At 73.9% G+C, this 19,610-nt stretch carries 18 protein-coding genes and 1 tRNA gene; 8 read left to right on the top strand and 11 right to left on the bottom strand.

What is annotated here, in order from left to right; translation table 11 throughout:
* Window positions 1–23: 23 nt before the first annotated feature.
* The 7 genes from ACQPXG_RS24785 to ACQPXG_RS24755 all read right to left on the bottom strand — a co-directional run bounded on the left by ACQPXG_RS24785 (window position 24) and on the right by ACQPXG_RS24755 (window position 7,348).
* Window positions 24–1,793 carry an SDR family oxidoreductase gene (locus tag ACQPXG_RS24785; RefSeq protein WP_433461501.1) on the bottom strand — a complete coding sequence of 590 codons (1,770 nt, stop codon included), beginning with the start codon at window positions 1,791–1,793 and terminating at the stop codon, window positions 24–26.
* Complete coding sequence (locus ACQPXG_RS24780; RefSeq protein WP_433461500.1) at window positions 1,790–2,635, bottom strand: M24 family metallopeptidase; 846 nt, start codon at window positions 2,633–2,635, stop codon at window positions 1,790–1,792. Before ACQPXG_RS24780 ends, ACQPXG_RS24785 begins: the two co-directional genes overlap by 4 nt.
* A 70-nt stretch (window positions 2,636–2,705) precedes the next feature.
* Window positions 2,706–3,638 carry a metal-dependent hydrolase gene (locus ACQPXG_RS24775; protein WP_433461499.1) on the bottom strand — a complete coding sequence of 311 codons (933 nt, stop codon included), beginning with the start codon at window positions 3,636–3,638 and terminating at the stop codon, window positions 2,706–2,708.
* A 159-nt stretch (window positions 3,639–3,797) separates the two neighbouring features.
* The gene (fdhD, locus tag ACQPXG_RS24770; RefSeq protein ID WP_433461498.1) at window positions 3,798–4,610 is read right to left on the bottom strand and encodes a formate dehydrogenase accessory sulfurtransferase FdhD; all 813 of its coding nucleotides are present in this window, start codon (window positions 4,608–4,610) and stop codon (window positions 3,798–3,800) included.
* Window positions 4,611–4,660: 50 nt separating this feature from the next.
* Window positions 4,661–5,287 carry a trimeric intracellular cation channel family protein gene (locus ACQPXG_RS24765; RefSeq protein WP_433461497.1) on the bottom strand — a complete coding sequence of 209 codons (627 nt, stop codon included), beginning with the start codon at window positions 5,285–5,287 and terminating at the stop codon, window positions 4,661–4,663.
* Window positions 5,288–5,400: 113 nt separating this feature from the next.
* Window positions 5,401–5,496: transfer RNA gene (locus ACQPXG_RS24760), tRNA-Sec, on the bottom strand.
* A gap of 10 nt (window positions 5,497–5,506) precedes the next feature.
* Complete coding sequence (locus ACQPXG_RS24755; protein ID WP_433461496.1) at window positions 5,507–7,348, bottom strand: AMP-dependent synthetase/ligase; 1,842 nt, start codon at window positions 7,346–7,348, stop codon at window positions 5,507–5,509.
* Between the two features lie 174 nt (window positions 7,349–7,522).
* Here ACQPXG_RS24755 and selD point away from each other — a divergent pair, with 174 nt between their 5' ends.
* Both selD and ACQPXG_RS24745 read left to right on the top strand, forming a co-directional pair.
* Window positions 7,523–8,515, top strand: a complete 993-nt coding sequence (selD, locus tag ACQPXG_RS24750; protein ID WP_433461495.1) for a selenide, water dikinase SelD — start codon at window positions 7,523–7,525, stop codon at window positions 8,513–8,515.
* 78 nt (window positions 8,516–8,593) lie between these two features.
* Window positions 8,594–8,869, top strand: a complete 276-nt coding sequence (locus ACQPXG_RS24745; RefSeq protein ID WP_433461494.1) for a GlsB/YeaQ/YmgE family stress response membrane protein — start codon at window positions 8,594–8,596, stop codon at window positions 8,867–8,869.
* Window positions 8,870–8,872: 3 nt separating this feature from the next.
* On the opposite strand, the gene ACQPXG_RS24740 is transcribed toward ACQPXG_RS24745, so the two are convergent.
* Complete coding sequence (locus tag ACQPXG_RS24740) at window positions 8,873–10,756, bottom strand: propionyl-CoA synthetase (protein ID WP_433461493.1); 1,884 nt, start codon at window positions 10,754–10,756, stop codon at window positions 8,873–8,875.
* Between the two features lie 72 nt (window positions 10,757–10,828).
* Window positions 10,829–12,316 carry an MFS transporter gene (locus ACQPXG_RS24735; protein ID WP_433461492.1) on the bottom strand — a complete coding sequence of 496 codons (1,488 nt, stop codon included), beginning with the start codon at window positions 12,314–12,316 and terminating at the stop codon, window positions 10,829–10,831.
* A gap of 265 nt (window positions 12,317–12,581) precedes the next feature.
* Here ACQPXG_RS24735 and ACQPXG_RS24730 point away from each other — a divergent pair, with 265 nt between their 5' ends.
* From ACQPXG_RS24730 to ACQPXG_RS24720, 3 genes are all read left to right on the top strand, one after another.
* Window positions 12,582–14,336, top strand: a complete 1,755-nt coding sequence (locus tag ACQPXG_RS24730) for a SelB domain-containing protein (RefSeq protein WP_433461491.1) — start codon at window positions 12,582–12,584, stop codon at window positions 14,334–14,336.
* Between the two features lie 114 nt (window positions 14,337–14,450).
* Complete coding sequence (locus ACQPXG_RS24725; RefSeq protein WP_433461490.1) at window positions 14,451–15,644, top strand: RtcB family protein; 1,194 nt, start codon at window positions 14,451–14,453, stop codon at window positions 15,642–15,644.
* A 5-nt stretch (window positions 15,645–15,649) separates the two neighbouring features.
* A complete protein-coding gene (locus ACQPXG_RS24720; protein WP_433461489.1) occupies window positions 15,650–16,474 on the top strand; it encodes a hypothetical protein in 825 nt (274 codons plus the stop codon).
* Window positions 16,475–16,500: 26 nt separating this feature from the next.
* Here the strand turns inward: ACQPXG_RS24720 and ACQPXG_RS24715 are convergent, their stop codons facing one another.
* Window positions 16,501–17,307 carry an alpha/beta hydrolase gene (locus ACQPXG_RS24715; RefSeq protein ID WP_433461488.1) on the bottom strand — a complete coding sequence of 269 codons (807 nt, stop codon included), beginning with the start codon at window positions 17,305–17,307 and terminating at the stop codon, window positions 16,501–16,503.
* A gap of 141 nt (window positions 17,308–17,448) precedes the next feature.
* On the opposite strand from ACQPXG_RS24715, the gene moaA reads away from it, so the two are divergent.
* The 3 genes from moaA to ACQPXG_RS24700 are packed head-to-tail and all read left to right on the top strand — an operon-like array spanning window position 17,449 to window position 19,330.
* Entirely contained in the window at window positions 17,449–18,438 is a 990-nt protein-coding gene (gene moaA, locus ACQPXG_RS24710; protein ID WP_433470042.1) for a GTP 3',8-cyclase MoaA, read from the top strand.
* A gap of 4 nt (window positions 18,439–18,442) precedes the next feature.
* Window positions 18,443–19,009, top strand: a complete 567-nt coding sequence (gene mobA, locus ACQPXG_RS24705; protein WP_433461487.1) for a molybdenum cofactor guanylyltransferase — start codon at window positions 18,443–18,445, stop codon at window positions 19,007–19,009.
* A 48-nt stretch (window positions 19,010–19,057) separates the two neighbouring features.
* The gene (locus ACQPXG_RS24700; RefSeq protein WP_433461486.1) at window positions 19,058–19,330 is read left to right on the top strand and encodes a DUF6457 domain-containing protein; all 273 of its coding nucleotides are present in this window, start codon (window positions 19,058–19,060) and stop codon (window positions 19,328–19,330) included.
* On the opposite strand, the gene ACQPXG_RS24695 is transcribed toward ACQPXG_RS24700, so the two are convergent.
* Window positions 19,327–19,569: a hypothetical protein gene (locus ACQPXG_RS24695; protein WP_433461485.1), complete on the bottom strand. Its 243-nt coding sequence runs from the start codon at window positions 19,567–19,569 to the stop codon at window positions 19,327–19,329. The two genes, ACQPXG_RS24700 and ACQPXG_RS24695, sit on opposite strands and share 4 nt — an antisense overlap.
* Window positions 19,570–19,610 lie beyond the last annotated feature (41 nt).

Here is a 19,610-nt window from a genome sequence, read left to right as displayed (position 1 = left end):
TACGGGTACCGGGCGGGCGCGGATCAGCCGACGTCGAGCCGGGCCAGCCGGCGCATCACGCCGGGTGCCATTCTGGACGCCAGGTAGCTCAACCGTGCCTCCGGTGTCACCGGTACCACCGGCCGGTCGTCGCGGACGGCGGCGACGATCCGCTCCGCCACGCGGTCCGGCCCGAAGCCGCGGCGCGCGTAGGCCCGTGCGACCCGCTGCCTGCTCCGCTCCTCCTCGTCCTTCCCCTGGCCGACGAAGCGGGACGTCCGGGTGATGTTGGTGTTGACGATCCCGGGGCAGATGGCGCTGACCCCGATCCCCTGGCCCTTCAGCTCGGCGCGCAGGCACTCCGACAGCATCAGCACCGCCGCCTTGCTCGTCGCGTAGGCGGGCAGCGCGCGGGACGGCGTGAACGCGGCGGCCGAGGACGTGTTGACGATGTGGCCGCCCTGCCCGCGCTCCACCATCTGCTTGGCGAACAGCCGTGAACCGTGGACGACGCCCCAAAGGTTGACGTCCAGGATCTTCTGCCAGTCGTCGGCGGTGTGGTCGAGGAAGGCCCCGGCCATGCCGATCCCGGCGTTGTTGACGACGACGTCCGGAACGCCGTGGTCGTGCAGGACGGACTTGGCGAAGTCCTCCATCGCGGTGGGGTCGGCCACGTCGACCTGGAAGGCGTGGCCCGCCGGGCCGAGGAGACCGGCGAGTTCGGTGGTGCGCTGGGCGGTGGCCAGGTCGAGGTCGGCCGCGACCACCTCGGCGCCGCGTTCGGCGAAGGCGAGCGCGGTCGCGCGTCCGATTCCGCTGCCCGCTCCGGTGACGACGACGAGGGAACCCTCGAATGGGCGCCGGTTCCCGCCGACCCTGGCCCGGGCGAGCGCGCGTGACTCGGCGGCGCTCAGCGGGCCGCCCTGGACACCCGTGACGTGCTCGGTGATCCAGCGGGCGACGACGCCGGGATGGCTGCGCGGCACCCAGTGCCCGGCGGCGATGGGCCGCAGCGACAGGTTCGGGACGCGTCCGGCCAGGCCGCCCACCAGGTGCGGCGAGACGAACAGGTCCCGGGTGGGGACGATGACCTGCGTCGGGACGTCCGTGCGCCGGTCGCGCGGACGGCGGAGCCGCCGCAACATGTTCGCCCGGTACAGGCCGACCCCCGCGGCGGCGTCGCGGGCCATGGTCCGGGCCGGGTGGCCGTCCCGGGCCGGGATGCCCTCGCCCAGCTGCAGCGCCTTGCCGAACGGCCCGGCCATCCCCGCCCGCCACAGCAGCTCAGGCAGGACCGGCGTCTGGAAGAAGTAGATGTACCAGGATCGGAACGCCTGCCCCGCCGCCCGCCGCAGGTTGGCGGGCGTCGGCCGGGCCAGGTTCCGCCGCATCCAGTGTGCGACGTGGTCGAGGCAGGGCCCGGAGATCGAGGTGAACGAGGCGAACCGGTCCGGCATCGTGCAGGCGGCCTCCCACGACTGGATCGACCCCCAGTCGTGGCCGACCAGGTGCACCTTGCGCTCGGGCGCGGCGGCGTCGAGCACGGCCCGCATGTCGGACATCAGGTAGTCGAACGTGTAGCGCCTGCTCCCGAACGGCCGCGAGGAGGCGCCCGCGCCCCGCACGTCGTACCGGACGACGTGGAACCGCCCGGCGAGCCGTCCGGCCACCTCGTCCCAGACGGCGTGGGTGTCGGGGTAGCCGTGGACCAGCAGGACGGTCGGGTTCGACCGGTCGCCCTGCTCATAGACGGCGAGGTCGACGCCGTCGCCCCGGACGCGCCTCTTGGTGGCGGGTGGAGCGGGGGGTGTCATGGGGTCGTCTCCCGTCGGGCCCACCGGTGCACGTGGGGCAGGTCGTCGTCGAGCCAGTACGCGTCGTCCTCGGTGACCACGAGGATCTCCTCGAACTTCACGCCGACGCCGCGGAACCCGATGTGGGGCTCGACCGCCCACAGCCCGGGCGTCGGGGGGTGCTGGGACTGCGCGGCCCCGTTCCAGAGGGGGGAGCGCCCTTCGAGGCGTTCCTTGACCAGTTCGCGGCCGATGGTCTGGAGGAACCGTACACCGAACGGGAATCCCACGCGCCTGGGGAGGATCCCGCCGATGATCCCGACCTGGTGGCCGATGACGCGCCCCGGGTACTTGCGGTGCCGGCTCTCGTAGCCCTGCCGTTCGATGAGCGCGTCCACCTCGGCGTAGATGCCGGCGAACGTGCGGCGCTCCCGCACCAGATCGAGGATGAGCGTCCGGTAGGCGGCGAGGTCGGCGTCGAGCCGTTCCCAGACGCGGTTCTCCCCGAGGACGCCCCCGTACCCGATGTCGGCGGAGTAGCCGTCCTTCACCGGCGCCATGTCGAGGATGTAGGGCATGCCCTCCTCCAGCCGCGTCCGGCCGGGAAGGAACTGCGTGGGCACCTTGAAGCCGCGGAACGCCGACCGGTCGCCGAACCAGGCGAACGGGGTGTGCAGCCAGTCGTCGACGCCCCGCTCCCGCAACCAGCGGCGCATGCGGCGGCACGCCTCGCGTTCGGTCACGCCCGGTTCGAGGGTGCCGGCGACCTCCTCGGCGCACCGGTAGCACAGCCGCTGGACGGCACGGAATCGCTCGAGCTCCGCCTCGTCGTGCACGCGGGCGAGCGCCACTTTATTGGACACGACGTTAATAAATCGCCGAATCGCCCCCCGGTCAAGAGCCGCCGGCGTGACGCCCGCCACGGCCGGCGGTCTAGTACGGGTCGTAGCCCGCGGCCTTCGCCGCGGGCGACCGCCTCAGGTACTCCAGCGCGCGCGGCGTCGAGCACACCTTCGACGGGTGGTGGTTCGGCTTGAGGTAGACGGGCGCCTCGCCGAGCAGGAGCCGGAAGACCCCGGGCACGTGGCCGAGCCGGACCGACCGCCGGTACGAGCGGTAGACGCGCAGCGGCGTCACCCGCCGCTTGACCGTCGGGTCCTGCTTGAGCAGGTACAGCGAGCCGCCGATCAGCGCCCAGTACAGGAAGAACAGCGACACCACCCAGGCCGCCACGCGGGTGGGGTAGCCGCCGCCCATGGCCTTGAAGACGTCGAAGACCACCGACCGGTGCTCGACCTCCTCGGCGCCGTGCCAGCGCAGCAAGTCCAGCATCGTCGGGTCCACGCCGGCCTCGTCGAGCCGGTCGTTGTCCATGATCCACTGGCCGAGCACGGCGGTGTAGTGCTCGATCGAGGCGACCGCCGCCAGCTCGAACCGCAGCCGGCGCCGCCAGGCCCGCGGGTCGCGCTCCTTCAGCGCCGCCATCTGCGCGGGCCGCTCGGCGTTGCCCCGGCCCGCCGCGTCCGTGATCTTGGAGACGTCGATCCCGGCGCGCTCCAGGATCTGGTCGAGCACGCCCTGGTGGGAGCGGGCGTGCACCATCTCCTGCCCGATGAACCCCTTGATCTCCTCCAGCAGCCGCTCGTCCCCGATGTGCGGGCGGGCGTCCTTGACGCACTGGATGAACCACTTCTCGCCCTCGGGCAGGACGATGTGGAACGAGTTGATGATGTGCGTGGCGACCGGGTCGCCCGGCACCCAGTGCAGCGGCGTGTCCGACCAGTCGAAGAACACGCGCCGCGGTCTGATCGGCGGGTGCCGCTCGTCGATGGGCGCCGGACCGCCGTCCGCCAGGGGCCTCGTCATTTCGGTCCTCGCCTCCACGCGTCCTGCCGGACGCGGCGTGCCCCTCGCCGCGCGTCTGCCATTGGCAGAGCAGTCAACCCCCGCCGGGCCCGCGGTTTCTTGAGGACAGCCCAACAAGTTACCGCTTGGTTTTCGGTGCATGGTGACAAGAGCCGCACGTCACGGCCCAATACGGTGCGCCCCCGCGTAGACGTTCATGGTCTCGCCGCGCAGGAATCCGACGAGCGTCATCCCGGCGTCCTCCGCGAGCTCCACCGCCAGCGAGGACGGCGCCGACACCGCCGCCAGCACCGGGACGCCCGCGGTCATCGCCTTCTGCGTCAGCTCGAACGACGCCCGCCCGCTGACGATCAGGACGGTCCCGGACAGCGGCAGCCGGTCCTGCCGCAGCGCCCACCCGATCACCTTGTCGACGGCGTTGTGCCGGCCGACGTCCTCGCGCACCGCGAGCAACTCGCCCGCGGCGTCGAACAGCCCGGCGGCGTGCAGCCCGCCCGTCCGGTCGAACACCCGCTGCGCGTCCCGCAGCCGATCCGGCATGGCCGCGAGGACGTCCGGGGTGAGCCGGAGCGGGTCGCCCGCCACCTCGTACGGCCGGTCGGCGCGCAGCGCCTCGATGCTCGACTTCCCGCACACCCCGCACGCGCTCGTCGTCGTGAACGCTCTGGTCATCGAGTCGTCCGGCGGCGCCACGCCGACCGCGAGCACGACGTCCAGCGTGTTCTGCTCCGCCGTGTCCGCGCAGTACCGCATGGTCGCGAGGTCGCCGGCCGCCCCGATCACGCCCTCGGCCGCCAGGAACCCGGCGACCAGGTCGAAGTCGTGCCCGGGCGTGCGCATCGTGATCGTCAGCGGCTTGCCGGCCACGCGGATCTCCAGCGGCTCCTCCACCGCGAGCGTGTCGGGCCTGCGCCCGCGCGACCCGGACGTACTCAGCCGCAGCACGGGCTTCCGCACGGTGATCCGCCCCATGACCGTGACGGTACCCCGGAAATACGTCATACACGAAGGCGGCGCGGGGGCTAGTCGGGAACGCCGCGCGGCCGGGGCGCCCGCCACCCGTACCGCAGGGCGAGCACCCGCAGCCCGAACGCCATGGCGGCGGCGCCGGCGGTGACGGCGCCGCCGTGCAGGTCCGCGGCGTCAGCGGCCGCGGTCACGGCGGCGCCCAGCAGCGCCGGCAGCGCGTAGAGCTGCCGGTCGTAGAGCACCGCGGGGATCTGACCGCCCAGCATGTCCCGCAGGATGCCGCCGCCGACCGCCGTCACGATCCCGAGCAGCACCGAATGCACCGGCGACAGTCCGTAGGCGAGCGCCTTCACCGTCCCGGTCGCGCAGAACAGCCCGAGCCCCGCCGCGTCGAAGAGCAGCACCGCCGGCAGCAGCCGCGTCACCTGCGGATGCCAGAAGAACACCAGTGCCGACGCGGCCAGCGGCACCAGCACGTACCCGAGGTCGGTGAACGCCGCCGGGGGCACCGCCCCGATCATCAGGTCCCGGATGATCCCGCCGCCCAGCGCGGTGATCTCCGCCAGCACGACCATCCCGACGACGTCCAGCCGCTGCCGGACGGCCGCCAGAGCCCCGGACACCGCGAACACGAAGATGCCGGCCAGGTCCAGCACCGCCGCGACGTCCGGCCCCGTCACACCCGGCGGTCCGTCCGGTCGATGCCCCAGTTCGCCACCACCGCCGCGAACGGCGGGATCACCAGCGCCACCATGCCCCAACCGTACGCGGCACCCCGCCGCCGGAACGGGGGTGGCGGAGGCGTACGGGAATCGAACCCGCCGTCCCGAGATGCTCGGGACCGTCGGCTTTGAAGGCCGGGGAGGCCACCAGGCGCTCACACGCCTCCGCGGGCGATCTTAGCCGGTGTAGAGGGCGTCGAGCTCGGCGGAGTACTTGGCGTGGACGACGCGGCGCTTCAGCTTGAGGGTCGGGGTGAGCTCCTCGCTCTCGGCGGTCCACTCGGCGGGGAGCAGGCGCCACTTCTTGACCTGCTGGACGCGGGCGAGGCGGGCGTTGGCGTCCTCGACGGCCTTGGCGACCTCGTCGAGGACGAGGGGGTGGGCGGCGAGGGCGGCCAGGTCGGTGGTGTCGATGCCGCGGGCGGCGGCCCAGACGGGGGCGACCTCGCCGTCGAGGGTGATGAGGGCGACGACGTACGGGCGGCGGTCGCCGAAGGCCAGGGCCTGGCCGACCAGGGGGTGCTCCTTGAGCCGGTTCTCGATCAGGGACGGGGCGATGTTCTCGCCGCCGGCGGTGATGATCAGTTCCTTCTTGCGGTCGACGACGGTGAGGAAGCCGTCGGCGTCGAGGCGGCCGACGTCGCCGGTGCGCACCCAGCCGCCCGGGTCGATCAGGTCGGCGGTCGCGTCCGGGCGGTGCAGGTAGCCGGGGGTGCAGGTGGCGCCGCGGACGAGGATCTCGCCGTCGCCGGCCAGCCTCAGTTCCACGCCGGGGAAGGGGCGTCCGACCGTGCCGAGCTTGAAGGAGTCGGCGAGGTTGGCGGTGACGGCGCCGGTCGTCTCGGTCATCCCGTAGGCGTCGAAGATCTTCAGGCCGAGCCCGGCGAAGAAGCGGGCGACCTCGACCGGCAGCGGGGCGGCGGCACTGGACGCCTGACGCACGCGGTCCAGGCCGAGGAGGGCGCGCATCGGCGTGAGGACCGCCGTGTCCGCCGTCTCGAACGCGGCGGTGATCTCGGGGGTGAGGGTGTTGCCGTACTCCTGTGCCGTCACGTAGGCGCGGCCCGCCTGGAGGGCGGCGGTCACGGCCTGCTTCTTCGCCTCGTCCCGCTCGGCGGACAGGACGGCCTGGATGCCGGCCATGACCTTCTCCCAGACGCGCGGGACGCCGAAGAAGGAGTGCGGCCGCACCTCGGCCAGGATCGTCGTGAGCTGGGCCGGGTCTGGGCAGAAGTGGACGTGGGAGGCCAGCCCCACGGGCAGGTAGTAGCTGAGGACGCGGTCGGCGATGTGCGCGAACGGCAGGTAGGAGATGCCGGACGGATGGTCGGGCAGGACGGAGGTCCGCCGCACCATCTCGGCCTCGTGCAGCACCATCGAGTGCGTGATCAGGACGCCCTTGGGGTCGCCCGTGGTGCCGGAGGTGTACAGGAGGGTGACGGTGTCCTCGGGCTTGACCGCCCGCCAGCGCCGGTCGGCGGCGGACGGGTCGGCGGCGAGTTCGCGGCGGCCGAGCTCGGTGAGGGCGTCCCAGGTGAGGTAGCGGTCGCCGGACGGGCAGGCGTCCGCGTCCACCACGATGATCTTGCGGAGCCCGGGCAGCCGGCCGAGCACCGGCAGCCAGCGGTCGAGCTGGTCCTTGCCGTCCAGGACGGCGTACCTGGCGGAGCAGTGGCCCGCGACGAACGCGACCTGGTCGGGCGCGAGGGTCGCGTACACGGTGGTGGGGACGCCGCCGGCGTGGACGGCCCCGAGGTCGGCGAGGACGTGCTCGGAGCGGTTCGGCATCATCAGCGCGACGACGTCGCCGGACTCCAGGCCGAGGGCGGCGAACCCGGCGGCCGTCTCCAGCGCGCGGGTCCGGGTGTCCGCCCAGGTCAGCGTCTTCCATTCGCCGTCGATCCGGTCCGAGTAGGCGGGCCTCGCCCCGTGCCGCGCGGCGGTCTCGGCGAGGGCCGTGCAGATCGTCCGTCCGGCGACCGCCCGGTCCAGGTCGGCCACCTCCTCCTGGATCCCCATGTCGCCCCTTGATGTAAGTGATGACTTGCAGAGGGAATCGCATCATGCCGAACGGCGTTCGGACAAGGGTTTCGCCGAATCCGGCGCTGGTCGCGGCCGGTATGGGCCCTCGGTGATCGCCCCCGCACTGTCCGTTTGTTGATCATTTGAGATAGTTGTGCGTTAAATCTTGCGGTGACCCGACTCGCCCCCGCCGCCCGCCTGACGCAGTACGCGCACGGCGGCGGCTGCGCCTGCAAGATCCCGCCGGGGGAGCTGGAACGGGTCGTGGCCGGCCTGACCGGCGGGGACGACTCCCTCCTCGTCGGCGGCCCGGACGGCGACGACGCGGCCGTGCTGCGGATCGAGGGGGCGCGGGCGGTGGTGTCCACCGCCGACTTCTTCACACCGGTCGTCGACGACGCCTACGACTGGGGCCGCATCGCCGCCGCCAACGCGCTCTCCGACGTGTACGCGGTCGGCGGGGAACCGCTGATCGCCCTCAACCTGCTGGGCTGGCCGGCCGACGCGCTGCCCGTGGAGCTGGCCCGCGAGGTGCTGCGCGGCGGACGGGACGTGGCGGCCCTCGCCGGCTGCGCGATCGCGGGCGGGCACAGCATCGACGACCCCGAGCCGAAGTACGGCCTGGCGGTGACCGGCGTCGCCGACCCGGGCCGGCTGCTGCGGCTGGACGCCGGCCGCCCCGGCATCCCGCTGACGCTGACCAAGCCGCTCGGCATCGGCGTCCTCAACGCCCGGCACAAGGCGACCGGGGAGGAGTTCCCGCACGCGGTCGCGACCATGACGGAGCTGAACGCCGGCGCCGGGCTGGCCGCCCTCGAACACGGCGCCACCTGTGCCACCGACGTCACCGGGTTCGGGCTGCTCGGCCACCTGTACAAGCTGGCGCGGGCGAGCGGGGTCACGGCGGTCGTGAACGCCTCCGCCGTCCCGTACCTGGACGGCGCGCGCGAGGCGCTCCGGGACGGATTCGTGCCGGGCGGCACCCGGCGCAACCTGTCCTGGGTGTCGCCGCACACCGACTTCCGCCGCATCGCCGAGGAGGAGCGGCTGCTGCTCGCCGACGCCCAGACGTCCGGCGGCCTGCTGGTCGCCGGGGAGATTCCGGGCGCCCCGGTCATCGGCGAACTGGTCGGCCGGGGACGGCACACGCTCGTCATCCGCTAGCCTTCCGCGCTCGTGTCGCCGCCCGGGACGCGGGTAGGGCTCCGACGGGGGCCCGAAGGCGACGGGAGGAGCGTACGGATGACCATCGGGGGGCTGGCCGCGGCCGTCGTCCTGGGCGCGGTCATCGGGGTCCTGGGGCGGCTGATCGTGCCGGGCAGGCCGACCATGCCGGTGTGGCTCCTGATGGCGGCCGGCGTCGTCGCGGCGTTCGCCGGGACGGGCCTGGTCCACGTGTTCGGCCTGGGGGACGGCGGCTGGAGTCCCTGGGAGATCCTTTTCCAGATCGTCCTCGCGGCGGCCGGCGTCTGCCTCGTGGCGGCGTTCTGGCCGAAGCCGACCCGCCGCACCCCCTAGCGGCTACGGCGCCCGGCGCAGGACGGGGCGCAGGTCGTCCAGGACGTCCGGGTCCTCGATCGTGGACGGGACCGGCACCTCCTGCCCGTCGGCGATTCCCCGCATCACACCGCGCAGGATCTTGCCCGACCGCGTCTTCGGCAGCGCCGGCACGACCGAGATCTCCTTGAGCGCGGCGACGGGCCCGACCTGGTCGCGCACCAGCCTCACCAGCTCCGCGCACACCTCTCCCGGCTCCGCCAAGACCCCGCTCTTCAGCACGACGAGCCCGCGCGGCACCTGCCCCTTGAGCGAGTCCTGGACGCCGATGACCGCGCATTCGGCGACCGCCGGATGGGAGGAGATGACCTCCTCCATCGTCCCGGTGGACAGCCGGTGCCCGGCCACGTTGATCACGTCGTCGGTGCGGCCCATCACCCAGACGTAGCCGTCCTCGTCGATGTGCCCGCCGTCGCCGGTGAGGTAGTGGCCCGGGAACCGCGTCAGGTAGGACTCGACGAACCGCTCGTCGTCCTGCCACAGGGTGGGCAGCGTGCCCGGCGGCAGCGGCAGCCGGATCGCGATGTCGCCGTCCGCGCCGGGCGGGACGGCCGAGCCGTCCGGCGCCAGGACCCGCACGTCGTACCCGGGGACGGGCACCGACGGCGACCCCGCCTTGACCGGCATGGGCTCCAGCCCGCGCAGGTTCGCCACGATCGGCCAGCCGGTCTCGGTCTGCCACCAGTGGTCGATGACCGGGCGGTCCAGGACGCGCGACGCCCACCGGTAGGTGTCCGGGTCGAGCCGCTCGCCGGCGAGGAACAGCGCGTCCAGCGCGGACAGGTCGTGCCCGGCGAGCAGCGCGCCCTCCGGATCCTCCTTCTTGATCGCGCGGATCGCGGTCGGCGCGGCGAACAGCACCTTCACCCGGTGCTGCGCCGCCACGCGCCAGAACGCGCCCGCGTCCGGCGTCCCGACCGGCTTGCCCTCGTACAGGACGGTCGTGCAGCCGGTGAGCAGCGGCGCGTACACGATGTAGGAGTGCCCGACGACCCAGCCGACGTCGGACGCGGCCCAGAACACGTCGCCGGCACCGACCCCGAACACGTTCTCCATCGACCAGCGCAGCGCCACCGCGTGCCCGCCGTTGTCGCGGACGACGCCCTTCGGCCGCCCGGTCGTCCCGGACGTGTACAGGATGTAGAGCGGGTCGGTGGCGGCGACGGGCACGCACTCGGCGGGCTCGGCCGTGGCGAGCGCCTCGTCCCAATCGACGTCCCGCGGCCGGACCAGGTCGGCGTGCAGCTGCTCGCGCTGCCGGATCACGCACCGCTCGACCTTGTGCCGGGCGAGTTCGAGGGCCTGGTCGAGCAGCGGCTTGTAGGGGACGATCCGGCCCGCCTCGATCCCGCAGGACGCCGACACGACCGCCTTGGGCCGGGCGTCGTCGATGCGGACGGCCAGCTCCCGCGCCGCGAACCCGCCGAAGACCACCGAGTGCACCGCGCCGAGCCGCGCGCACGCCAGCATCGCGATGACCGCCTCCGGCACCATCGGCAGGTAGATGACGACGCGGTCGCCGCGGTCGACGCCCTGCGCCCGCAGCGCCCCGGCGAACCGGGCGACGAGGCCGGTCAGCTCCCGGTAGGTGTAGGTGCGCACGGTCCCGGTGACCGGGCTGTCGTAGATCAGCGCGGTCTGGTCGCCGCGGCCCTCCTCGACATGCCGGTCCAGCGCGTTGTCGCACGTGTTGAGCTCACCGCCGGTGAACCAGCGGTAGAACGGCGGCGCCCCGTCGTCCAGGACCCGGTCCGGCGGCACGAGCCAGCGGACGTCCCGTGCGGCCAGCCCCCAGAAGCGGGTCGGGTCGGCGATGCTGCGTTCGTACGCGGCCGCGTAGGCGCCCATGTGGTCCTCCCGGTGACGGGTCCATGGCCCGAGTCTGCGCTGCGGCCTCGATCCGCGATTAGGGCCGCACACCTATAGGGCATGGCGCGGGGCCGGTTCGTCAAGGGCCCGCGCCGCCGGGACGGGGGTCTCCGAGGGGTGGCGCAGGGCGTGCGCGACGGCGATGAGGGCGGCCACGGCCGCGCCGGCGGCGACGATCCAGAAGCACAGCACGTACCCGCCGAGGGTGGGGGTCGCGGTGCCGTCGATCACCCGCCCGGCCAGGATCGACGCGGTGACGGCGCCCGCGACGCTGCCGCCGGTGGTGCGCACGAGCGAGTTGATCCCGCTGGCGATCCCGGTCTGGTCCATCGGGACATGCTGGACGGCGAGCGTCCCGAGCGCCGCGTACGCGATCCCGAACCCGAGGCCCTGGATGGCGCTGAACGCGAGCATGTCGTACCCGTGCGAGTTCGACACCGCGAGCCAGGCGTAGCACAGCCCGGCGAACGCCGACCCGATCGCGAGCGTCCAGGCGGGGCCGAGCCGGGCCGCGATCCGCCCGGCCATCGCCGAGAAGACCAGCATGGTCACCGTGCTCGGCAGCATGTAGAGGCCCACGTCCAGGACCGAGCCGTCCAGCCCGTACCCGACCTTCGCGGAGGGGGCCTGCACGAACCCGGCGATCAGCGTGAACGCGGCGAACATCGAGAAGCCGAGCAGCGCCGAGACGAGGTTCGCCGACAGCGACCGGGCGCCGACCAGCAGGTTCGGCCGCACCAGCGGTGCCCGGACGCGCAGCTCGATCACGACCCAGACCGCGCAGGCCGCCGCGGCGGCGCCGAACAGGGCGAGGACGCCGCCGGACGTCCAGCCCCATGCGTTGCCCTGGCTGATGCCGAGCAGCAGGCAGACCAGCCAGCCGGCCAGCATCGCCGCGCCGGCGTAGTCGGGCCGTCCCCCGGCCCGGACGCCCACGTCCCGGGCCGCCGTCGCGGCCAGGGCCAGCGCGGCCGCGGCCAGTGCGGCGGCGATCCAGAACACCGGGTGGTGGCTGGAGGTGCGGGTGGCGATCAGCCCGGTCACGATCATGCCGGCGCTGCCGCCGACGCCCATGGTGGCGCTGACGATGCCGATCGCCGTGGTGACCCGGGCGGGCGGGAAGGTGTCCCTGATCATGCCGATCGCGAGCGGGATCAGCGCGGACGAGACGCCCTGCAGCGCGCGCCCGGCGATCAGCACCGGAAGCGAGCCGGACACCGCGCAGACCACCGAGCCGGTCAGCAGCAGCACGAGCGCGAGCAGGATCATCCGCTTCTTGCCGTACATGTCGCCGAACCGCGTCAGCAGCGGGGTGGCCACCGCGCCGGCCAGCAGGGACGCGGTGAACACCCAGGTCACATCGGTGATGGAGGCGTCGAAACGGTCCATGAGCTGCGGCAGCAGCGGCAGGACGAGGGTCTGCTGCACCGACACGACCATCCCGGCCGCCGCGAGCGCGAGCAGCGTCGGTCCGGTGGGCCGGGCGCGGCCGCCCGGACGCCCGGACGCCTCGCGCGCCGTGGCCGGGGCGCCGGTCATGCGAACCTCCCGCGTCGGCCGGTCGCCGGGTCCCGGCATCGCGGCATTTTCCTTACTTAGGGTAAGTAATTGTAGAGGGGCGGGATTCACCGCAGGTCGTCCCCCCGGCGAGTGCGGATCTGTCCGCGCGTCCTGGTTTGCGCGGGGCCCCGGCCTCCATAGGCTTGCCTTCCGTGGACCTTCGTCTGCACAACCCCCGTTATGCCTCTCCCCGCGCGGCTCGTCCCTGTGAGGTCTTCCGCGTTCAGGTCCGGAAAGGACGCTGATGCAGGTCGTCACCACCGCCGGCCACGGTGGGCACGGCAAGTCTGCGCTCGTGCGAGCCCTCACCGGCACCGAGCCCGGCGAACCGGGCGCCTGGACGGAGCTGCCCTCGGGGCGGCGCGTGGCGTTCGTGGACGTCCCCGGAGACGAGCGGTCCGTCCCGGCCATGCTGGCCGGCGCGGCGCCCGCCCCGGCCGTCCTGCTCGCCGTCGCCGCCGACGAGGGCTGGATGGCGCAGACGCGCGAGCACCTGGACGCCCTCGGCGCGCTCGGCGTCCGGTCCGGCGTCCTCGCGGTCACCAAGGCCGACGCCGCCGACCCGAAGCTGGCGCTGCGCCTGATCCGCGAGCGGCTCTCCGGCACCGCGCTGCGCGGCGTGGAGGCCGTCGCCGTCAGCACCGTCACCGGCGCCGGGATGGACGAACTGGCCGCCGCGCTCGACCGCCTCACCGGCCGGCTGCCCGTCCCCGACCCCGCCGCCCCGGTGCGGCTGTGGGTGGACCGCGCCTTCACCGCCGGGAGGCAGACCGTCGTCACCGGAACCCTCGGCGCCGGGACGATCGCGGTGGGGGACGAGTTGCTCCTCATGCCCGCCGGGGAACACGTCCGCGTCCGCACGATCGGCTGCGCCGGGGAGCCCCGCGAGTCGGTCGGGGGAGTCTCGCGGGTCGTGCTGACCCTGCGCGACGCGGGACGTGTGGACGCCGGCATGGCCCTGGTCACCCCGGGCGCCTGGACGCACACCACCAGCATCGACGTCCGCACCCGGTTCGGTGAGGCGTCCGGCAGGCTCGCGCGGCGGCTGACGCTGCACGTCGGCTCGGCCGCCGTCCCGGTCCGGCTCCGCCCCCTCGGCCCGGACACCGCGCGGCTGACGCTGAACACCCGGCTCGCGCTGCACCTCGGCGACACCGGGGTCCTGCGCGACCCGGAGCGGCGGTCGATCGCCGGGGTCAGCGTCCTTGACGTCCGTCCGCCGACCCTCGTCCGGCGCGGCGCCGGCGCGGCCCGCGCGCGGGAGCTGGCGTCCTGGCCGGACCGCCCGGACGGCACGATCGTGCTGCGGCGCCACGGCGTGCTCCGCCGGTCCGAGCTGTCGCTGATGGGCTGCGCGCCGCCGCCGGAGGCCGTCGCGCTGAACGGCGAGTGGGTCGCCGACCCGGCCCACTGGCGGTCGCTGTTCGACCGGCTCGCCGAGGAGACGTCCCGGCACGCCGCCGCGAGCCCGCGCGCCCCGGGCATCCCGCTGGAGACCGTCCGGCTGCGGCTCGGCCTGCCGGCCCGGCAGCTCGTGACCGCGCTCGTCCGGCCGCCGCTGCGGGTGGCCGCCGGACGCGTCTACGGACCCGTACCGGCCCCGGCCGAAGAACCCGGGCCGGCGGCGGCTCCGCCTCCCACGGCGGTCGCCTCGGCGCCCCCACCGCCCTGGGCGGACGGCGTGCGGCGTCTCCAGGCCGATTTCGCCGACGCCCCTTTCGAACCGCCCACCGCCGAGCGTCTCGAAGAACTGGGCCTGACGGGCGAGGTCCTCGCCGGCGCGGAACGCGCGGGCGCCGTCCTGCGGATCGCCGACGACCGCGGCGACATCGTGCTGCTCCCGGGCGCCGACCGGGAGGCGCTGCGCGTGCTGTCCGGCCTGCCGCAGCCGTTCACGCCCGCCCAGGCCGGCGACGCCCTGGCGGCCGGCCGCCGCGTCGCCGTCGCGCTCCTGCGCCACCTGGACCGGCTCGGCCTGACCGAGCGCCGCCCCTCCTGAACCGCCCTCCCGGCGCCGCCTTCCTGACGCCGGCGGGCCGAAAACCGGTTGAACCGAGATCGGTGATTCTGGCGTCATAGTTCGCGGTTCGGTTCCGTCGATCAAGGAGAGGGCATGCCGTACCAGACCCTGAAGGGCGGCCGCGTCCCGATCCGGATGTGGACCGACCCCGACACCGTCGAGGACCTGGCCCTCGACCAGCTCCGCAACGTCTCCGCCCTGCCGTGGGTGGAGGGCCTCGCGGTGATGCCCGACGTCCACTACGGCAAGGGCGCCACCGTCGGCTCGGTCATCGCGATGCGGGACGCGGTGTCCCCGGCGGCCGTCGGCGTCGACATCGGCTGCGGGATGACCGCCGTCAAGTCGTCCCTGACGGTCGAGGACATGCCGGACGACCTGTCCGGCCTCCGCGGCCGGCTGGAGAAGGCGATCCCCGTCGGGCGCGGCTCCCACAAGACGGCCGTCGACCCGTCCGGGCTCCCCAACCTCAAGGAACGCGGCTGGTACGACTTCTGGAAGGGCTTCGACGACCTGCACCCGGCGGTGCGGGCACGGCTCGGCCGCGCCCGCGCCCAGATGGGCACGCTCGGCGGCGGCAACCACTTCCTGGAGCTGTGCGCGGACGACGACGGCGCGATCTGGCTCGTCCTGCACTCGGGGTCGCGCAACATCGGCAACGAGCTGGCCGAGCACCACATCGAGGCCGCCCGCAAGCTCCCCCACAACCAGGACCTCCCGGACAACGACCTCGCCGTGTTCCTCACCGGGACCGCGAAGATGGACGCCTACCGGCACGACCTGTTCTGGGCGCAGGAGTACGCGCGCCGCAACCGCGCCGTCATGACCGCGCTCGCGCAGGGCGTCGTCACCAAGCGGTTCGGCGAGAACCGCTGCAAGTGGGGCGAGGTCATCTCCTGCCACCACAACTACGTGGCGGAGGAGGAGTACGGCGGCGTCGAGCTGCTCGTCACCCGCAAGGGCGCGATCCGCGCGGGCCGCGGCGACCTCGGGATCATCCCGGGCTCCATGGCGACCGGCACCTACATCGTCCGCGGTCTCGGCAACGAGACCGCCTACAACTCCGCGTCCCACGGCGCGGGCCGCAGGATGAGCCGCAACAAGGCCCGCAAGCACTTCACCGTGGACGACCTGATCGAGCAGACCAGGGGCGTGGAGTGCCGCAAGGACGGCGGTGTCGTCGACGAGATCCCCGGGGCCTACAAGGACCTGGAGACGGTCATCGCCGCCCAGTCCGACCTCGTCGAGGTCGTCGCGCACCTGCGCCAGCTCATCTGCGTGAAGGGCTGACGGCGATGCGGGCGGTGCAGCGGCCGGCCAACGCCCGGTACACGGGCGACGGCATGAAGCTGCACCGCCGGACGCTGCGGCTCGCCGGCCGCGACCACACGGTCGTCGGGCTGCGGCCCGGCACGCGGGTCCGGTTCAGCACGAACCTCTTCCACGGCACCTGGCACGTGCTGTCCGACCCACGCGGCGCGAACGTCCTGGGCCGGCTGCTGTGGGGCCTGTCCTACCAGTCGAGGCCCGGGACGCTGGTGGTCGTCGACCGTCCGTTCCTCGTCCCGACGCCGTTCGACGCCGATCCCGCCGACCCGATCGTCCTCGTCCCCGCCTGGCACACGCCGTTCACCGGGAAGACCGCGCGCGACCTGGCGCGAAGGCTCCCGCTCCGCCGCCCGCCGGAGGGAACCGTCCGCTGGCGGACGCACGGGCTGGACGACGCGCTCGCGGACTGGCAGGGGTGGTTCCGCGCGGACATGTGGAAGGACCGTTACGACGGCCGTGTGAAACGGCAGCACGGCCTGGTCACCCTCATGCCCCGCACCCCGCTGGAGATGCGCGACTGGGCGGTGCTCGCCGCCGGCCTGAACCCGTCCGGACGGCACGGAACGGACTACGCGTACTTCGGGTCGTGGGGGCACGGCTACGAGGGGGAGATCCAGATCTTCCGGGGCTTCCACCGCGACGTGAGCGTGTCCCGGCAGGCGCGCGCCGATGTGCTCGCCTGCCCGGACGCGCCGGCGGACCCCGCCGAGCTGCAGCCGCTGATCTGGGATCGGCACGACCTGATCAAGAGGAGGCGGGCGGCGGCCGCTGCGACCCGCCGCGCCCGGTAGCGCACCCGCGCCGGGCGGGTGCGGGGTCAGCCGAGGACGCGGTCGACGAAGGCGGTGACGTCGGCGAGGACCTCGTCGCGGTTGGTCTCGTTGAAGACCTCGTGGCGGGCGCCCGGGTAGAGGCGCTCGGTGAGGTCGTCGCCGCGGATCGCCTCGATGCCGGCGCGGGTGCCGTCCAGGGGGACGAGTCGGTCGGCGTCGCCGTGCACGTAGAAGGTCGGCAGCGCGCCGAGGGAGCCGTGCTCGTTGATGCGCCTGAGCGCGGTGTCGAGCGCCAGGATGGTGGGCTTCTTGAACGGGCCGTGCCAGACGAGCGGGTCCTCGGTGTACGCCTTGCCGACGGCCGGGTCCCGCGACAGCGTCGAGGTGTCGATCGGCTCGTCGGGCATCTCGTCCAGCGGGAGCAGCGCCTCGACCGCGTGCCACCGGCCGAGGACCGGCCCGGACAGCACCAGCGCGGCGAGGACGCCGCCGTGGAGCTGGGCGTACCGGGCGGCGATCAGCCCGCCCATGGAGTGGCCGATCATGACGACGGGCAGGCCGGGATGGTCGCCGCGCGCCGCCTCCACGACGGTGTGCAGGTCGGCCACGACGTCCTCGTAGTCCTCGATCAGCACGCGGTCGCCGGCCGAGCGGCCGTGGCCCATGTGGTCGGGACCGCAGACGACGGCGCCGTGCCGGACCAGGACGCCGGCGACGTGGTCGTAGCGGCCGAGGTGCTCGCCGTATCCGTGCACGAGGACCGCGACGTACCGCGGTTCGCCGTCCGCCCAGATCCGGGCGGTGATCGCGCCCCGCCTGCCCGCGAACTCCCACTCCCGCGACGTCGTCACTCCGGCCTCCCTGATGTTCGACGGAACGTAACCGTCCCCCGCGGTGGGACGGATCGTCAACCACCGCAATAGGCTGGGGTGACGACCGCAATCCAGCGGCGGCCCGCGCGCCGGGCCGCCGGGCAGCAGGAAGGGGCATCCGTGCTGGTCGACACCTTCGGCCGTACCGCGACGGACCTGCGGGTCTCGCTCACCGACCGGTGCAACCTGCGATGCTCCTACTGCATGCCGCCCGAGGGGCTGGACTGGCTGCCGAAGCCGGAGCTGCTCACCGACGACGAGGTGATCCGGCTGGTCGGCCTCGCCGTGCGCGATCTCGGGATCACCGAGGTCCGCTACACCGGCGGCGAGCCGCTGCTGCGGCGCGGCCTGCCGGACATCGTCCGGCGGACGGCGGAGCTGACGCCGCGCCCGCAGATCTCGCTGACCACCAACGGGATCGGGCTCGACCGGCTGGCGGGTCCGCTCGCCGGGGCCGGGCTCGACCGGGTGAACGTGTCCCTCGACACCCTCGACCGCGACACCTTCAAGCGGCTCGCGCACCGCGACCGGCTGGGCGACGTCCTGAAGGGCCTGGCCGCGGCGCGGGAGGCCGGCCTGGAACCGGTGAAGATCAACGCGGTGCTGATGCGCGGGATCAACGACCACGAGGCCGTCCCGCTGCTGCGGTACTGCCTGGAGCACGGCTACCGGATGCGGTTCATCGAGCAGATGCCGCTGGACGCCCAGCACGGCTGGACCCGGGAGAACATGATCACCGCGGACGAGATCCTGGACCGGCTGTCCGCGGCGTTCGACCTGGCGCCGGACACCGAGCACGACCGCGGCAGCGCCCCCGCCGAGTCGTTCCTGGTCGGCGGCGGCCCCGAGACCGTCGGCGTGATCGGGTCGGTGACCCGGCCGTTCTGCGGCGCCTGCGACCGGGTGCGGCTCACCGCCGACGGGCAGATCCGCAACTGCCTGTTCGCCACCGAGGAGTCCAACCTGCGGGACGCGCTGCGCGCGGGCGCCACCGACACCGAACTGGCCGACCGCTGGCACAAGGCGGTGTGGGCCAAGCGCGCCGGGCACGGCATCGACGACCCGTCGTTCCTGCAGCCCGCCCGGCCCATGTCCGCGATCGGCGGCTGAATCCGTGGGGGCCGGGGCGGGGTTCGACGCCGTCCTGCTGGCCGGCGGGCGGGCCCGCCGGTTCGGCGCCGACAAGCCCGCCGCGCCGGCCGGCGGGCGCACGCTGATCGAATGGACGGCCGCCGCGGTGCCGGACGCGTCCCGGCTCATCGTGGTGGGGCCGCGGCGGGACGTCCTGCCGGGCGCCGTCGTCGTCCGGGAGGACCCGCCGGGCGCCGGGCCGGTGCCCGCGCTGCGCGCCGGGCTCGCCGAGGTCCGCGCGCCCCGGCTGGCGCTGCTGGCCGCCGACCTGCCGTTCCTGCGTCCCCGGCACATCGCCGTGCTGCTGGAGGCGGTGGGGGAGCGGGCGGGGGCCGTGCTGGTGGACGGGCAGGGGCGTGAGCAGTGGCTCGCCGGGTGCTGGCACACCGGCGCCCTCCGGACCGCGCTGGCGGGCTACGCGGGCGCGTCCCTGCACGCGTTACTCGAACCCCTGCGGCCCGCGACGGTCGCGCTGCCGCCCGGTACCCGCCCGGCCTGGTTCGACTGCGACACCCCGGAGCAGCTGGCCGCCGCCGACCGGCTGCTTTGAACGTGCGAAAGTGGGCAGACCACCCGAACCATGCGTGAAGGGGGACCCATGTCGGTGCTTGAGGACTGGATCAGCGCGGCCTGCCTCGAACTGGGCCTGGAACGCGGCGACATCGACCAGGGCCTGGTGCTGGACCTCGCCCGCGACGTCGCCCACGGGGTCGCCAGGCCGGGGGCGCCTCTGACGGCGTACCTGCTCGGCCTCGCGGTCGGGCGCGGCGCGCCCGCGCGGGACGCCGCCGCCCGGCTGACCGAGATGGCCGAGGGCTGGCGGACCGAGGTCCCGGGGCCGGCGGGCGAGCCGGTCCTGGACGACGCCTAGCCCCGGTCCGGGGGCCCGTCCAGGTCGGCGACCGGCACCACGTCCTTCAGGAAGCCGCGGCGGGACAGGAACGCCGACAGGCTCTCGCGGTGCTCGTCGCAGGCCAGCCAGATCTTCCGCCGGTCCGGCGTGTGGATCTTCGGGTTGTTCCACCGCAGCGCCCACACGGCGTCGGCGCGGCAGCCCTTGGCGGAGCACAGCGGTTCCTCGGGGCCGGTCCCCGGAGTGGAATCGGTCATCCGGCAACTCTGGCACAGCGCGGCGGCCGGGCCGTACCCGC

Source organism: Spirillospora sp. CA-128828, assembly GCF_050945415.1.
GTDB lineage: Bacteria > Actinomycetota > Actinomycetes > Streptosporangiales > Streptosporangiaceae > Spirillospora.
This window is presented reverse-complemented; position numbering and strand designations above follow the sequence as displayed.

Bases quoted from the DNA above. Each gene is read 5' to 3' on its own strand.
- ACQPXG_RS24700 (WP_433461486.1), top strand. From the start codon at position 19,058: ATGTCGGTGCTTGAGGACTGGATCAGCGCGGCCTGCCTCGAACTGGGC.
- ACQPXG_RS24755 (WP_433461496.1), bottom strand. From the start codon at position 7,348: ATGGGGATCCAGGAGGAGGTGGCCGACCTGGACCGGGCGGTCGCCGGA.
- ACQPXG_RS24775 (WP_433461499.1), bottom strand. From the start codon at position 3,638: ATGACGAGGCCCCTGGCGGACGGCGGTCCGGCGCCCATCGACGAGCGG.
- ACQPXG_RS24725 (WP_433461490.1), top strand. From the start codon at position 14,451: ATGCCGTACCAGACCCTGAAGGGCGGCCGCGTCCCGATCCGGATGTGG.
- fdhD (WP_433461498.1), bottom strand. From the start codon at position 4,610: ATGGGGCGGATCACCGTGCGGAAGCCCGTGCTGCGGCTGAGTACGTCC.
- ACQPXG_RS24730 (WP_433461491.1), top strand. From the start codon at position 12,582: ATGCAGGTCGTCACCACCGCCGGCCACGGTGGGCACGGCAAGTCTGCG.
- ACQPXG_RS24735 (WP_433461492.1), bottom strand. From the start codon at position 12,316: ATGACCGGCGCCCCGGCCACGGCGCGCGAGGCGTCCGGGCGTCCGGGC.
- ACQPXG_RS24740 (WP_433461493.1), bottom strand. From the start codon at position 10,756: ATGGGCGCCTACGCGGCCGCGTACGAACGCAGCATCGCCGACCCGACC.
- ACQPXG_RS24785 (WP_433461501.1), bottom strand. From the start codon at position 1,793: ATGACACCCCCCGCTCCACCCGCCACCAAGAGGCGCGTCCGGGGCGAC.
- ACQPXG_RS24745 (WP_433461494.1), top strand. From the start codon at position 8,594: ATGACCATCGGGGGGCTGGCCGCGGCCGTCGTCCTGGGCGCGGTCATC.
- ACQPXG_RS24720 (WP_433461489.1), top strand. From the start codon at position 15,650: ATGCGGGCGGTGCAGCGGCCGGCCAACGCCCGGTACACGGGCGACGGC.
- ACQPXG_RS24695 (WP_433461485.1), bottom strand. From the start codon at position 19,569: ATGACCGATTCCACTCCGGGGACCGGCCCCGAGGAACCGCTGTGCTCC.